This window comes from Pararhizobium sp. A13 (assembly GCF_040126305.1).
GTDB lineage: Bacteria > Pseudomonadota > Alphaproteobacteria > Rhizobiales > Rhizobiaceae > Pararhizobium.
Window position 1 is genome coordinate 2,236,623 of the sequence record NZ_CP149510.1, and the last position, 13,749, is coordinate 2,250,371.

Genomic DNA, 13,749 nt, shown 5'->3' on the forward strand with positions numbered 1-13,749 from the left:
TTTTGGCCGAAGATGTCCCGCACGCTATGGCAAGCACAGCAACGCTTGAAGCCGAGACCGTTGATATCAGCCATGAAATCTTTTGATGTTTAGCTGAGGCGGTTGCCGGAAAGGGTGAGGTGGACGAAGGTTTCGCTTCCGCCCTCCATGAGGTCCCCGGTGGCCCTCTGGTTCCAGCGGTAGCCGAGAATGGCACCGTCGCGGACGTCCTGAAACAGGTTGTTGGCAATCAATGCCGTGCCTGATCCTTCGACCACCGTCACCGCGCAACCGCCGCCGGCGTTCCTTACCAGATTGCCGGTCGCGACGACGTTGCGCATGTAGGGACCCCAGCCAAGCATCAGCCCCCATTTCGGCGCGTTCTCGATGATGTTGCCTGTGACAGCGGTATCAGCTTCCACCGCAATGCCGAAGCCGAAACCGGCGCCGTCGTGGACATAGGGACCATCGACATGCAGGTTGCGGACGATGTTGTCGCTGACGGTCGCCAGCCTGCCGCCTTCATTGAAGTTGACGATCAGAATGCCATTGGCAGCACCATCGATCAGGTTGCCGGAGACGATAGCACCCTCGAAACCGAATTCGGAATAGACGGCCGTTTCGCCGGACCGCAGGCACTGGTTGTTGGAGATCTGGACGTCCGTGGCACTGTTGGCGCGGATTGCGGAAAAGGCGCAGTCGGAGACGTGGTTGTCCGTCACCATGACGTTTGCGGCGCGGAAAATGTTGATGCCGTTGCCGTTCTCGCCCGTTCCTCCATCCTTGGCGGCGATCCGGTACACCCGGTTGCCGCTGACCATCGTGCCGTCCTCCGCGGCCTCCCATCGATGCACGAGGATGCCGCCATTGCCGCAATCAAACACGGTATTGGCCGTGATCGAGAGTTTTTCGCTTTCGACCGCATAGATGCCGGAGGCTGCCAACTGTGATAGGCTGTTGCCATCGATCCGGCCGCCGCAATACTCGGCATTGATGCCGTGTTTCGACGAGCCGGTGATGGTGCAGTTTTCGATCGTCAGATTGGCGACGCCGCGCAGGTTGAGAAGTCCCTCGACATCATCGCCGAGCGCCTTGCCGCCGCCATCGAGAACGAGGTCGGACAAAGTCAGCCGCCCCGGCCCTTCGCCGGTCAGAAACCCGCCGCCACCCGCATGGATCAGCCGGGTGCGGCCGGGGACGCCGCTCAGCCAGAGATTGTCGGGCAGAATGATGCCGGAAAGCACGTAGTCGCCGGCCGGTAGAAAGACCGGCATGCCCCTTCGTGCCGCATCCCGTAAAAGACGATTGAACGCCTTGCTTTGATCCGCGCCAGCATCGGGAGCGATGCCATGGCCGGAGATATCGATCGTGCCGCGCAAGCCATCCTGCGCCGGCTTCAGCTTTGCAGCCATGACAGTGCCGGCAGCCGCGCAAAAGCCCATCGAGGCGATCGAAGACAGAAGCAGGCGTCGGTTCAGCATGGCAAATCCCTTGCGTTCATAAATCATGGATCATGCCAATGCTTGATCGAAATGATACGGAATTTCGACGACAGACTGGATGAAGCGTTGCAAACCAGCAAGTGCGGCGGCGGTATTCGTCCATTTGCAAAGAGTTCTTTAGCAAAGAATAACCTCTGGCTGGTAGAAATCGGGGCGGGGAGCCCGGAAGAGGGCTCAGACGGTGCACCCGTCCCCGGAGGCTTGCTTGACGAAGAACCTAGACTACTCGCGAAAGGAAAGTGGAGCCAGGGTCGCCAGCAACGACGACACGCAGCGTCTGATGGCCGCAAGCCAACGCCTGGCGGCGGAAGTCTCGCGCTTGTTCGCGTCCGAACCAGACATCGCCGATCGCCACTATTGGCTCGAGACGATGGTCAACCACGTTCCCGACTACATTTACGCCAAGGATCTCGAAGGCCGGTTCCTGATCGCCAACCGCGCGACGGTGACCGACAATGGCTTCGAGGAAATGCAGGACCTCATCGGCAAGACCGACTACGACCTGCACCCGGCCGAAATGGTCAGCCATATGGCGGCGACGGAACGGCAAGTCATCGAGACGGGGAAGCCGATCTTCGGAATGGAGGAACGGGCGTTCGTCAGCAAGGGGTACGAGCGCTGGCTGATGACCTCCAAGGTGCCGCTGCGCAACAAGCACGGCGCAACCATCGGCATCGTCGGCGTTTCGCGCGATATCACCGACCGCAAGAAGGCCGAACGCCTTCTGCTTGGCCAGGCCCGGCTGCTGGAGATGATTGCCAAGAGCACGCCGCTTGTCGATTTCTTCAACGAACTGATCCTCCTGATCGAGGCGCATCTGCCCGGTATCCTCGGTTCCATCCTGCTTCTGTCGGAAGATGGCCGGCATCTGTCGACGGGGGCGGCTCCCGGTCTCGACAAGGTCTATTGCGAGGCCGTTCACGGAATTGAAATTGGTCCAAAGGCCGGGTCTTGCGGCACGGCCGCCTGGCGCGGCGAGCCGGTGTTCGTTGCGGATATTCTTTCCGATCCCCTATGGGAGGATGTTGTAGAATTTGTTCGCCTATTCGGCTATCGCTCCTGCTGGTCGACGCCGATCCGTTCCTATCAGGGCAAGGTGCTTGGAACCTTCGCGCTCTATTCCCGCGAGGTCGGCGTTCCCTCGGCGGAACAGAACGAACTGATTTCGATGGCAGCGCACCTTGCCGGCATCGCCATTGAGCGCCGGCAGTCGGAAGAGCGCATCCAGTTCATGGCGCATCACGACGCGCTGACCGGATTGCCGAACCGGGTGCTGTTTGACGAGCGTGTCGCCAGCGCGCTGCAACAGGCGCGCGCGGCCGGCCAGTCGGTGGCTCTCGCCTTTCTCGATCTCGACAATTTCAAGCTGATCAATGACACGCTCGGCCACCATGCCGGTGATGAACTCCTGCGTCTCGTCGCGGGCCGCATGCTGGCTTGCGTGCGCAAGTCGGACATGATCGTGCGCGTCGGCGGCGACGAATTCATCATTCTCCTGACCGGCCTGCCGCCGGACAGCGGCATCGTAACCTCCCGGCTCGAGAATATTCGCGCAGCGATCGGCGCGCCGCTCGTTCTTTCGGGGCGCAGTCTGCAGGTCAGCTGCAGCATGGGTGTGGTCTGTTATCCCGATCACGGCCAGACGGCGACCGATCTGCTCGCCAATGCCGACGCGGCGATGTATCGGGCCAAGGAAGTCGGGCGCAACAATCTGCAATTGTTTGACGCCGAAATGGCGAAGAAAGCCCACGAAAGGCTGCTGCGCCACGAGGAACTGCGCGATGCGGTCGCCCGCGGCGAATTTCTGCTGCACTATCAACCGCAGATGAACCTGAAAACCGGCAGGATCTTTGCCGCCGAGTCGCTCCTGCGCTGGCAGCACCCCGAGCGCGGCCTGATCTCGCCGGCGGAAATCATCCCGCTTGCCGAAGAAACCGGCCTGATCGTCCCGATCGGCGACTGGGTGCTGAACGAGGCCTGTCGGCAGAACAAGGCCTGGCAGGAGGCTGGCCTGCCGCCGATCGTCGTCAGCGTCAACGTGTCTGCCCGCCAGTTCCGGGAACGCAACTGGGTGTCGCGGGTCGCAGAAGCGCTTGCGGAAAGCGGGCTGGAAGCCCGGTATCTCGAATTGGAACTGACGGAGAGCTTGATCATGCGGGATGTCGGCGCGGCGATCGCCACCATGCACGAGCTTCAGGCGCTCGGCGTCCATCTCGCCATAGACGATTTCGGCACCGGCTATTCGAGCCTCAGCGCGCTGAAGAGTTTTCCTGTCCGGCGGCTGAAGATCGATCGGTCCTTCGTTCAGGATATTCCGGGCAACGACGACGACAAGGCGATCACCGGCGCGATCATCTCGCTGGCGCAGAAGCTGCAGATCGAGGTGATTGCAGAAGGGGTGGAAACCCAGGCGCAGGTCGATTTCCTGCGGGCCAGCGGTTGCCACGACGTGCAGGGCTATTTCGTCAGCCGGCCGGTAACGCCCGCCGCCCTTGCCACCCTTTTGGCTTGATCGCGCCTCCGGACTGTTGCGCACTGGACACGGTCGATAGACGCTCTCATAGTCGTGAAGAGCCTTGATCGGCGCAAGCCCCGATCCAGCCGCAATTGCCATACTTGTGGCGGGGACCGGTGGATACTGCCGGAGTAATGTTTTTTGCGTGGCGTCTTCGGCCGCGCCTTCGCTAATCCGCGTCAACGACATATATAGAGTTCAATGACACTGTCCAAATCGCTCTCCCGCCGGCAATTTCTCAATATCTCCGGGCTTGCCGTGGCCTCAGCCGGCCTTGCCGGATGCACCTCCTCGATGAACACCGACCGGTTCCGTGCCGAAACCGCGCCCTATTTCCGCAATCCGGCGCTGGAAGGTCGTTTCAGCGACCCGCGCTACGGGGCCGAACTGGAGGGGCCGGTCTACGGCGGGGAACCGAGCGGCCTGCCGCTGCAATCGGCCTACTATGCCGAGATGTATGGGCCAAAGGTCGATGATGGTTTCAACATACCGGCGGTCCCCTATGAGCAGATCGATGCGCGCTTCTATCGCCAGGAGGTGCCCAACACCTTCGGCGAGCGGCCGGGCACGATCATCGTCGATACCGGCGAGCGGTTCCTCTATCTCATCCTGTCCAACGGCTCTGCCATGCGCTACGGCGTCGGCATCGGCCGCGAGGGCTTTGCCTGGTCGGGCAGGGGCGTGATCCAGTGGAAGCAGAAGTGGCCGCGCTGGAAGCCGCCGAACGAGATGGTGGCCCGCCAGCCGCAACTGGCACAATATTCGATCGCCAATGGCGGCATGCCACCGGGCATCGACAATCCGCTCGGTGCACGAGCGATGTACATCTTCCAGAACGGCGAGGACACGCTCTATCGCCTGCACGGATCTCCGGAATGGCAATCGATCGGCAAGGCGGTGTCATCAGGCTGCGTGCGCCTGATCAACCAGGACGTCATCGATCTCTACGATCGCGTCCGCAACGGGGCGCCGATTTTGGTGATTTGAAACGTCGCGCGTCCCTGAGGCGCGCGCAATGTCAGCGGTGATAGCGGGGTGACAGTCTTTGCGCCCCGCGTTTGTCATCCCCCCAGAAGCATCGCCATCGCCTGCAGGTTCTCCGGCGTCAGCGGCTTTTCGAAATAGCTCTTGACGAAATCATAGCGCAGCGCCCGCTCGCGGTCGGCGGCGCGGTGCGAGCTGGTCAGCATGGCAACGACCGGCGCGTGCCTGTCGAACTCCCTGGTATAGTGATCGAGGAATTCGAAGCCGTTCATCACGGGCATGTTGATGTCGAGGATGATGGCGTCCGGTGTCGTGTTCTTGAGCACGCCCAGCGCCTCCAGCCCGTTCATCGCCTTCAGAACCTTGATCTCGGGATCGAACCTGCGGATGGTATAGGTGCAGATGAACAGGTCGTTCTCGTCGTCATCGACGGTCAGTATCGATTGCATCCTCATCTCCTGTTTTCCTCCGGCAATGTCACCGTGAAAATGCTCCCCTTGTCCTGACGGCGATAGGCGACGGTTCCGCCGAGGTGCTCGACACTCTTGCGCAAGATATAGAGTCCCAGGCCGCTGCCTTGGGCGTGCTGCGGATGGAAGCGCTTGAACATCTGGAAAAGCTTGGGCTCGTCGGCCGGCGGAATGCCGAGCCCGTTGTCGGCAACGGACAGGATGAAGCGCCCCTTGACGGTAGAGGCCTGCACGAAGATCTCCGGGACCTGTACTGCCGGATCGTGGAACTTGATCGCATTCGAGAGCAGATTGTCGAGGATGATCTGAAACCGGCTCGCCTTCTTGCGTACCACCATCGTGTCGGGAATGTCGATATGAACGGTGGAGAGGTGACCGCCATCCATGGGCCGCAGCCTGTCGACCGTTTCGCGCACGGCGCGCGCAACGGCGATCGTGCTTTCCGGCTCGTCCAAGACCTTGGTGCGGGTGAGAAAGATGATGTTCTGGATCAGATTGTCGAGCTTGCGGAAACTCTGCTCGATTCGCGTCAGAATCGGCTCCAGTTCGACCACGCTCGCCCCTTGCCGGATCATGTCATGGGTGATCCAGATCAGCCCAAGCGAGGACGCGATCGGCGAACGCAGGTCGTGCGAGGTCCTGTAGGCGAATTCCTCCAACTCTGCATTGGCTTCGAGAATTTCGCGCTCATATTGCTTGCGCTCAGAAATATCGCGCACGATGCCGCTGTAGAGCACCTGATGGTCGAGATCGATCCGGGCGACAGACAGGTCGACTGGGAAGGTGGTGCCGTCCTTGCGTTGCCCCTCGGCCTCGCGACCGACGCCGATCACCTTGGCCTCGCCGGTCGTCCTGTAGTTCGCCAGATACTGGTCGTGCTGGTCGTGATAGGGCGCCGGCATCAGCATCTTGATGTTGTGGCCGATCATCTCGCCGACGGCGTAGCCGAAGATCTTTTCGCAGGCCGGATTGACCGACAGGATGGTGCCGCGGTCGTCGATGGTGATAAAGCCGTCAACGGCGGTATCGATGATGGCCGCCAGCCGCTTCCGGCTCACGTCCAGCTGTATCGCCATCTTCCGTGACCGTTCCGAACTTCGAAAGGCGTAGGCGATCAGGCCGGCATAGACCGCGCCAGAGAGCAGAAGAACGGCGAGCAGCGTCGAACGCGCATTGCTGTGCTCGGTTGCCGGCAGTTCTTCCGTAAACAGGACCTCCTGCCTGAGTAACTCGACATAGGTGAGGCTCAGTAGAAGAAAATAGCTTGCCGCCGCCAGCGTCGCGGCGACCACGGGCGGGTGATAACCGAGCTGTCCGATGCCGGCAAAGATCAGCCCTGTCGAGAGCCCGACAAAACAGAAGGCCGTGTGTGGCGACATGCGCGCCAGCGGCAGCCAGTCATGGGTGGTCGTGATGCTGAGAAGGTAGCCGAGCAGGGCACTGGACGAGATCATGAACACGGCGGCTGCAAGAACGATCCGGATCTGCGACGGGCGGCCGAGCACGCCGCTGATGAGGATCGCCGCGTTGATCAGCACGAAGCAGAGGGCGGTGTTGGGCGCCATGCGGCCCGCAAGATTGGTGCCGACCGTCACAAACGGCTCGATGAACAGCTGGTCGATGTTGAGATCGACGTCAAATACATGTTCCGCCAGGGTCGCGGCCGCAAGCAGGCCAGCAAGGCTTGCGGCAAGGATGGACGGACGCGGCGCATTCGACTGCAACAGGTACATCGCGCTGCCCGAGAGCACGAAACAGAGCGCCGTGTTGAATTGCATCGCAAAGAGGGTCGGCACCGTCACGGCAAGATCGACCGGACGGACGAACCAGAGCGCCATGACCGTCGCGCCGATGACGATGCTGACCCATCCCGTCAGCATGCCGGATAACTTCGCTAGATGATTCTGGCGCAACGGCATCGTCTCCCAGCGATCAGAATCGCTGAATGTGAATAGTAGCGCACCGGTTGTATAATGGAAGGGTGAGGCGGCGTTCTAAGCGCTCTGGTTCTCGTCAAGATGTCGGTTGAGGTCATGAAGCGCGGAGCGCAGGGCTGCTGCTTCCTTCATGCTGCATCCGGTCGCCTTGCCGATTTCCATCAGGATCCCGAAGGCCTCGGTCTTCAGCGCCACGCCTTTTTCCGTCAGGGCGACGATCACCTGCCGCTCGTCGCCCTTGTCGCGCGTGCGGCTGACGAAGCCGGCCGTTTCCAGCCGCTTGAGCAGCGGCGAGAGTGTACCGGAATCCAGCCCCAGCTCCTCGCCAATGCCCTTGACCGTCCTGTTGTCGTCCTGCCAGAGCGCCAGAAGCACGAGATATTGCGGATAGGTCAGCCCGAAGCGGTCGAGCAGCGGCTTGTAGGTGCGGTTGAACGCATGCGCCACGGAATAGACGGCGAAACAGAGCTGCTGGCCAAGCGCCAGCGCCTCGCCATCCTTGAGATCGTCTTTACGCATGTCACTATCGTCGGTCATACCGCGTATCCTCGCAGTTTTGGCGACGGTTTGCAATTTGCAAAATTATATTGCGTCAAATTAAATTATGCGCTATTGAAAATCCCGACAGCAAATTGCCCCGCAATCAACCGCCTGGAACCAAGGAGACAGACCATGCCCATCCTCTACACCACAAAGGCATCCGCAACCGGTGGCCGCGCCGGCCGCGCCGTCAGCGAAAACGGCGTTCTCGATGTGACGCTGACCGTTCCGAAGGAACTCGGCGGCGACGGCGCAACCGGCACCAATCCGGAACAGCTCTTCGCGGCCGGCTATTCCGCCTGCTTCCTCGGCGCGCTGAAGTTCGTCGCCGGCAAGGAAAAAGTGAAGATCCCGGATGACGCCACCGTGACCGCAACCGTCGGCATCGGCCCGCGCGAGGACGGCACCGGCTTCTACATCAACCCGTCGATTTCCGTGAACCTGCCAGGCATCGACCGCGACGTCGCCGAAAAGCTGGTCGCCGCCGCCCACATCGTCTGCCCCTACAGCCACGCGCTGCGCACCGCGACGGAAATCCCGGCGACGCTCGCCTGAGCGACAAGCTTATCTTGAATGGCAAAGCCCGGTGGAGCGATCCGCTGGGCTTTTTCGTGTCGAGAGACCTATTCCTGATGAGTGAATAGAATCAAAACGGCGGCTCCGTCCGGAGCCGCCGTTTTTCATTGCATGCAAAGGAAACATCCACCTACGGTGGAGGACTGGACGAGTTCTACACGGTAGTTGAGAGACCTCCTGCTTGAACCATTGGTGTGGCCAAGACATTCGAACATGGAGGTTATATGGATGACCAATCGCTCTCACATGCGACCTGGGACTGCAAATATCATGTGGTCTTTGGCAGCAAATTCCGGACGAAAAGACTCTACGGGGACGTACGGCGTGAGTTGGGTGAACTGTCTCGACGACGGGCTAGAATGAGCAGGTCGTCAGACAATACATCCGTAATCAGGAAAAGGCCGACAAAGCTTCCGACTTTGCCGACCTCTTCAAGCCTAGCTACTAAGCGCTAACAAAACCACTTCTAGTGGTTCACGCGCAGCGTTTCAAACCTCCACCTCTGGTGGAGGTCATGACTTCCAGAACCCGGACGGCTCATTACCGCTTCAAGCTCCCCAGAATCCCGCGCACCAGCGCGCGGCCGAGCGAGGAGGCGACGGTGCGGGCGACGGATTTCATCGCGGCTTCGGCGACGGATTCGCGCTGGTAGCCGGAGCGGGCTTTCGGCTTTGCCTGCGTCGAAGCCGGTTCGTCGTCGCCGAAGCCGGGCAGGGTCCAGCGGCTGCCGCCGGTGGGGGGCGGCGCTTCTTCGGCCTCGCGCGCGGCTTCAACTTGTTCCGCCGCCTTGGCGGCGCGTCTGGCCAGCAGCTCGTAGGCCGATTCGCGGTCGAAATCCTCGTCGTAGAGGCCGGCCACCGGGCTGATCTTCATGATGTCGGCGCGCTCGGCCTCCGTCAGCGGCCCGACGCGGCTCGAGGGCGGGCGGATCAGGGTGCGCTCGACCATCGACGGCGCGCCCTTGCCTTCGAGCGTGGAGACCAGCGCCTCGCCGGTGCCGAGATTGGTGATGACCGTTGCGCAGTCGAAATCCGGGTTGGGGCGGAAGGTGTCGGCCGCCGTCTTCACTGCCTTTTGCTCGCGCGGCGTGTAGGCGCGCAGCGCATGCTGGACGCGGTTGCCGAGCTGGGCCAGCACCGTGTCCGGAACGTCGAGCGGGTTCTGGGTGACGAAATAGACGCCGACGCCCTTGGAGCGGATCAGCCGCACCACCTGCTCGATGCGCTCGAGCAGCACCTTCGGCGCATCGTTGAAGAGCAGATGCGCCTCGTCGAAGAAGAAGACCAGCTTCGGCTTGTCCGGATCGCCGACCTCCGGCAGTTCCTCGAACAGTTCCGACATCAGCCAGAGCAGGAAGGTGCCGTAGAGGCGCGGGTTCATCATCAGCTTGTCGGCAGAAAGCACCGAGATCGCGCCGCGCCCGTCGCGGGTCGTGCGCATGATGTCGGAGACCTTGAGCGCCGGCTCGCCGAAGAAGTGCTCGGCGCCCTGCTGTTCGAGGATCAGCAGTTCGCGCTGGATCGAGCCGGTCGAGGATTTCGAGATGAAGCCGTATTTGTTGGATAGCTCGGAGGCGTTCTCGCCCATATAGGTGAGCAGCGCCTGGAAATCCTTGAGGTCGAGCAGCGGCAGGCCACCTTCATCGGCGATCTTGAAGGCGATGTTGATCACGCCTTCCTGCGCGTCCGTGGCGCTCATCAGGCGGGACAGTAGCAGCGGCCCCATCTCCGAGATGGTGGCGCGCACGCGGTGGCCTTTCTCGCCGTAGAGATCCCAGAAGATCACCGGGAACTCCTGGAAACTGAAATCGCTAAAGCCGATCTGCTCGACCCGCTTTCTCACCCAGTCCTTCTCCTCGCCGATCGCGCCGATGCCGGAAAGGTCGCCCTTCACGTCGGCGCAAAAGACCGGCACGCCGGCATTGGAGAAGCTTTCCGCCAGGATCTGCAGCGTCACGGTCTTGCCGGTGCCGGTTGCCCCGGTGATCAGGCCATGGCGGTTGCCGAACTTGAAATCGAGATATTCCGGCTTGTTGAGCGTGTCGTCCGGCTTCCGGCTCGTGCCGATGTAGAGCTTCCCGTCCTCAAGCATGGGGATCTTGTCTCCGTTTTGCCGATGAAACCGCCGGTCCGCCTGAACGGCCAGAGCCTTCATCATATTGTTTTCCCAAGGCTGTTATAGGAGCAGTGCTTGCAACCGGCAACAGAATGATTGTAGCCGGGCGGCGGTCGAACGCGCCGGATGGCCGCATTGTAATCGCCCCCAAGGCATGAAACGATGATCGGGTTCGCGCTGTGGATAGCCGGTTCGAACAGCGCTTGAGTTTCAAGTCGAGATAATTTACGTTGACGTTAACGTCAAAAATACGAGGAGATTCACCCATGAATGAACTGATCACCCGCGTTGCGGACAATGTCGGTATCGACCCGGCAACGGCTGAAAAGGCCATCGGCATGATGCTTGGCTTCCTGCAGCGTGAAGCAGCCGACGGCCCGGTCGCCCAGATGATCGAAGCCATTCCCGGTGCTTCCGAAATGGTCGCAAAATTCAATGGCGAAGGCTCGGGCAATAGCGGCGGCCTGCTTGGCGGTCTCCTGAGTGCTGTTGGTGCCGGTGGTGGTGTCATGGCGCTCGGCCAGCAACTGATGTCGCAGGGCCTGGGCATGGGCGAGATCACCGCCCTTGCCAAGGAAACCATCGGCTATGCCAAGGAAAAGGCCGGCGCAGACGTCGTCGACGAAGTCGTCGCTTCGGTGCCGGGCCTCAGCCAGTTCGTCTGATACCAGGTTTGGAAAATGTTCACGGCTGCTTCGCTGAGGCGGCCGTGAACGCGGCCAGCGGCGGGCTGACGCCGGTCGGTGCGGCCGACGGCCCAAGCAGGTTCATGACGGCGCCCGGGCCAGCGCCGCCACCCGCGGCATAGGCGAGCAAAACGCGGCGCTGCCGCCACAGCATGCCGCCCCAGTATTTTTTCCCCAGAACATGGTGCGAGCCAGGTGCAGAGCGAAAAGCGCGCCGCACCGAGGAGCGCGAAACGACGAGGATCGCCAGCGACACCGCCGCCTCAGTGGGAACGTGGCGTTGACAAAATGCATACATAATTATATAACGTGTTATGTAATTGGAGCAGCACGATGACGGAAGATATTGTGCGCACTTTCGGGTTCCTCTGCCTTGGTACGCGAATGAAGCGGATCGGCGAGCGGCTTCAGGCGGATACGCAGAAGATCATGGATGAAATGGAGGTCGGGATCGGCGCAAGCCAGTATCCTGTCCTTGCGGCCATCGACAGGCTCGGGCCGCTGACGATCGGCGATCTAGCCGAGGCGGTGGGTATTACCCAGCCCGGCGTGACGCGAAGCATAGCCCAACTCGTCGATCTCGGATTGCTGCGCGCAGAACAAACGGCAGGCGATCAGCGCAGGAAAATCGTCAGTCTCTCCGAGAAGGGTCAAAGGCTGATCGAGGCCGCGAAAAGCCAGGTCTGGCCGCGCATCGAAGGCGCCGTGATCGATCTCTGCGGAAAGCTCGACGGCCCGCTGCTTCAACAGTTGAACGCGATTGAAGACGGCCTTGCGGCCCTGCCGCTCGACCGGCGCAACCAGAGGCTTTCAAACAAATAGGTGCAGCGATGAGACATATCCTCGACCGACCGATTTGGAGTGCCCTTCAGACCCGCCACGCCGCGCTTTCGGAAGGCGGCACCCTGGCCAAACGATACGTGCCATCCATCAGTGCGTTTGCAGCGGCCGGCGACGACACGACCGAAAGTCTGGAGGCGCTCCGGCAGCTTTCAACGCCGGAAGAGAAGCTTTGCTTGTGCAGGCAAGCGATATCGTCCTGCCGCAGGGTTTGATCACCGTGTCGACCGCTTCTCTCGTGCAGATGACCGCGGAGTTGCCGCTGCCGCAGATATCCGACACCCGCATACAGCCACTGCGCGAAGCCGACGCCGAGGAAATGTTGGCGCTCGCCACGCTGACGAAGCCCGGGCCGTTTTCGCTGCGGGCGTTGAGCTTTGGCGATTTCTGGGGCGTGAAAATCGATGGCCGGCTCGTGGCCATGGCCGGAGAACGGATGAAGCAGCCGGGCTATACGGAACTCAGCGGCGTCTGCACGGATCCCGATTATCGCGGCAAGGGCCTGGGCAGGCTCTTGTCCCGGTTTGTCGCGGGCCACATCTTTGCAAAGGGCGACCAGCCTTATCTTCATGCCTATGCGACGAACACCGCTGCCATCGCGCTTTATGAAACGATCGGCTTCAAACTGCGGTCGCCGATGAATGCGGCGATGGTTGCGGCAGCGGCTTGAGAAATCCCTCACCCCGTTTTAAGGGGGGGAGGGGTGGCATGCCGCCTGAATGCGCAGCCTGTATCAGTGCGTGTCTTTAAGTGCCTCGACGTTTAGGCCGCCCTGTCCCAGACCGGTGCAAGGCCCTGCGGATTGACGATGCGGCCATCAGGTTTGGCAAGCAGGTGGATCGCCTTCATCTCGTCAACGGAGAGCACGAAGTCGAAGATGTCGAAATTCTCGGCCAGCCGCGCTTGCGTTGAAGTCTTCGTCAGGGCGACGACGCCCTGCTGCTGGATCAGCCAGCGCAGCACCACCTGTGCGGCCGTCTTGCCGTGATGACCGCCGATGTCGTTGAGCACCGGATCCTTCGGCACGCGGCCGTCGGCCATCGCGTAGTAGGCGGTGATCGACATGCCGAGCCGGTCGGCGTCTTCCAGCACCTTCAGCTGATCGAGATAGGGATGGTATTCGACCTGGTTGGTGACCAGCGGCGTCGCGCTGAGCTTGGCGGCTTCGTCCATCTGATGGGTGTTGAAATTGCTGACGCCGATATGGCGAACCTTGCCGGCCTTCTGGACAGTGTTCAGGCGCTCGATCTGCTCGGCGATCGGCACGGTGCTGCCGGGCCAATGCAGGAGGAGAAGATCGACATAATCGGTCTGCAGCTTCTGGAGGCTCTCGTCGACCGAGGCGGAAAAGGTGCCTTGCCGGTAGTTGTCGACCCAGACCTTGGTTGTGAGGAAGATATCGGAGCGCGGGATGCCCGACTGCTGGATGGCGGTGCCGACTTCCGCTTCGTTGCGGTAGGCCTGCGCAGTATCGACATGGCGAAAGCCAATCTTCAGGGCTTCCGGCACGATACGCAGCACCTCGAGGCCGGACATGCGGAAGGTGCCGAAGCCGAGGGCGGGAATGGTGGCGCCATTGGCGTTGACGATCGGTTGCATGGAGTT

The 13,749-nt window shown here is 61.3% G+C and carries 12 protein-coding genes and 2 pseudogenes; 7 read left to right on the plus strand and 7 right to left on the minus strand.

The window, feature by feature from the left end; all coding sequences use genetic code 11:
* Positions 1 to 89: 89 nt before the first annotated feature.
* Positions 90 to 1,460: a TIGR03808 family TAT-translocated repetitive protein gene (locus tag WI754_RS10820; protein WP_349433356.1), complete on the minus strand. Its 1,371-nt coding sequence runs from the start codon at positions 1,458 to 1,460 to the stop codon at positions 90 to 92.
* A 226-nt stretch (positions 1,461 to 1,686) separates the two neighbouring features.
* On the opposite strand from WI754_RS10820, the gene WI754_RS10825 reads away from it, so the two are divergent.
* Positions 1,687 to 3,993: an EAL domain-containing protein gene (locus WI754_RS10825; protein ID WP_349433357.1), complete on the plus strand. Its 2,307-nt coding sequence runs from the start codon at positions 1,687 to 1,689 to the stop codon at positions 3,991 to 3,993.
* Between the two features lie 204 nt (positions 3,994 to 4,197).
* Entirely contained in the window at positions 4,198 to 4,983 is a 786-nt protein-coding gene (locus WI754_RS10830) for a L,D-transpeptidase family protein (RefSeq protein ID WP_349433359.1), read from the plus strand.
* Between the two features lie 74 nt (positions 4,984 to 5,057).
* Here the strand turns inward: WI754_RS10830 and WI754_RS10835 are convergent, their stop codons facing one another.
* The 3 genes from WI754_RS10835 to WI754_RS10845 form a co-directional block, all read right to left on the minus strand.
* Positions 5,058 to 5,429, minus strand: a complete 372-nt coding sequence (locus WI754_RS10835; RefSeq protein WP_349433361.1) for a response regulator — start codon at positions 5,427 to 5,429, stop codon at positions 5,058 to 5,060.
* Positions 5,430 to 5,431: 2 nt separating this feature from the next.
* Positions 5,432 to 7,330: a PAS domain-containing sensor histidine kinase gene (locus WI754_RS10840; protein WP_349433362.1), complete on the minus strand. Its 1,899-nt coding sequence runs from the start codon at positions 7,328 to 7,330 to the stop codon at positions 5,432 to 5,434.
* 114 nt (positions 7,331 to 7,444) lie between these two features.
* Positions 7,445 to 7,924 carry a MarR family transcriptional regulator gene (locus tag WI754_RS10845; protein WP_349433364.1) on the minus strand — a complete coding sequence of 160 codons (480 nt, stop codon included), beginning with the start codon at positions 7,922 to 7,924 and terminating at the stop codon, positions 7,445 to 7,447.
* Between the two features lie 135 nt (positions 7,925 to 8,059).
* Between WI754_RS10845 and WI754_RS10850 the strand changes: the two genes are divergently transcribed.
* Together WI754_RS10850 and WI754_RS10855 are read left to right on the plus strand one after the other, a co-directional pair.
* Positions 8,060 to 8,482 carry an organic hydroperoxide resistance protein gene (locus WI754_RS10850; protein ID WP_349433365.1) on the plus strand — a complete coding sequence of 141 codons (423 nt, stop codon included), beginning with the start codon at positions 8,060 to 8,062 and terminating at the stop codon, positions 8,480 to 8,482.
* Between the two features lie 245 nt (positions 8,483 to 8,727).
* Positions 8,728 to 8,844: pseudogene (locus tag WI754_RS10855) on the plus strand (IS200/IS605 family transposase); the annotation flags it as partial.
* Between the two features lie 199 nt (positions 8,845 to 9,043).
* Here WI754_RS10855 and WI754_RS10860 read toward each other — a convergent pair.
* Positions 9,044 to 10,594, minus strand: coding sequence for a helicase HerA-like C-terminal domain-containing protein (locus WI754_RS10860; protein WP_349437793.1), 1,551 nt, complete (start codon positions 10,592 to 10,594; stop codon positions 9,044 to 9,046).
* A 290-nt stretch (positions 10,595 to 10,884) separates the two neighbouring features.
* On the opposite strand from WI754_RS10860, the gene WI754_RS10865 reads away from it, so the two are divergent.
* Positions 10,885 to 11,283 carry a hypothetical protein gene (locus WI754_RS10865; protein ID WP_349433366.1) on the plus strand — a complete coding sequence of 133 codons (399 nt, stop codon included), beginning with the start codon at positions 10,885 to 10,887 and terminating at the stop codon, positions 11,281 to 11,283.
* A gap of 19 nt (positions 11,284 to 11,302) precedes the next feature.
* Here WI754_RS10865 and WI754_RS10870 read toward each other — a convergent pair whose 3' ends face one another.
* Positions 11,303 to 11,560 carry a hypothetical protein gene (locus WI754_RS10870; RefSeq protein ID WP_349433368.1) on the minus strand — a complete coding sequence of 86 codons (258 nt, stop codon included), beginning with the start codon at positions 11,558 to 11,560 and terminating at the stop codon, positions 11,303 to 11,305.
* A gap of 77 nt (positions 11,561 to 11,637) precedes the next feature.
* Here WI754_RS10870 and WI754_RS10875 point away from each other — a divergent pair, with 77 nt between their 5' ends.
* Complete coding sequence (locus WI754_RS10875; RefSeq protein ID WP_349433369.1) at positions 11,638 to 12,126, plus strand: MarR family transcriptional regulator; 489 nt, start codon at positions 11,638 to 11,640, stop codon at positions 12,124 to 12,126.
* A gap of 8 nt (positions 12,127 to 12,134) precedes the next feature.
* Positions 12,135 to 12,814 (plus strand): annotated as a pseudogene (locus WI754_RS10880) (GNAT family N-acetyltransferase).
* 92 nt (positions 12,815 to 12,906) lie between these two features.
* Here WI754_RS10880 and WI754_RS10885 read toward each other — a convergent pair.
* Positions 12,907 to 13,743 (minus strand): aldo/keto reductase, encoded by an 837-nt coding sequence (locus tag WI754_RS10885; RefSeq protein ID WP_349433370.1) that lies wholly within the window; start codon positions 13,741 to 13,743, stop codon positions 12,907 to 12,909.
* Positions 13,744 to 13,749 lie beyond the last annotated feature (6 nt).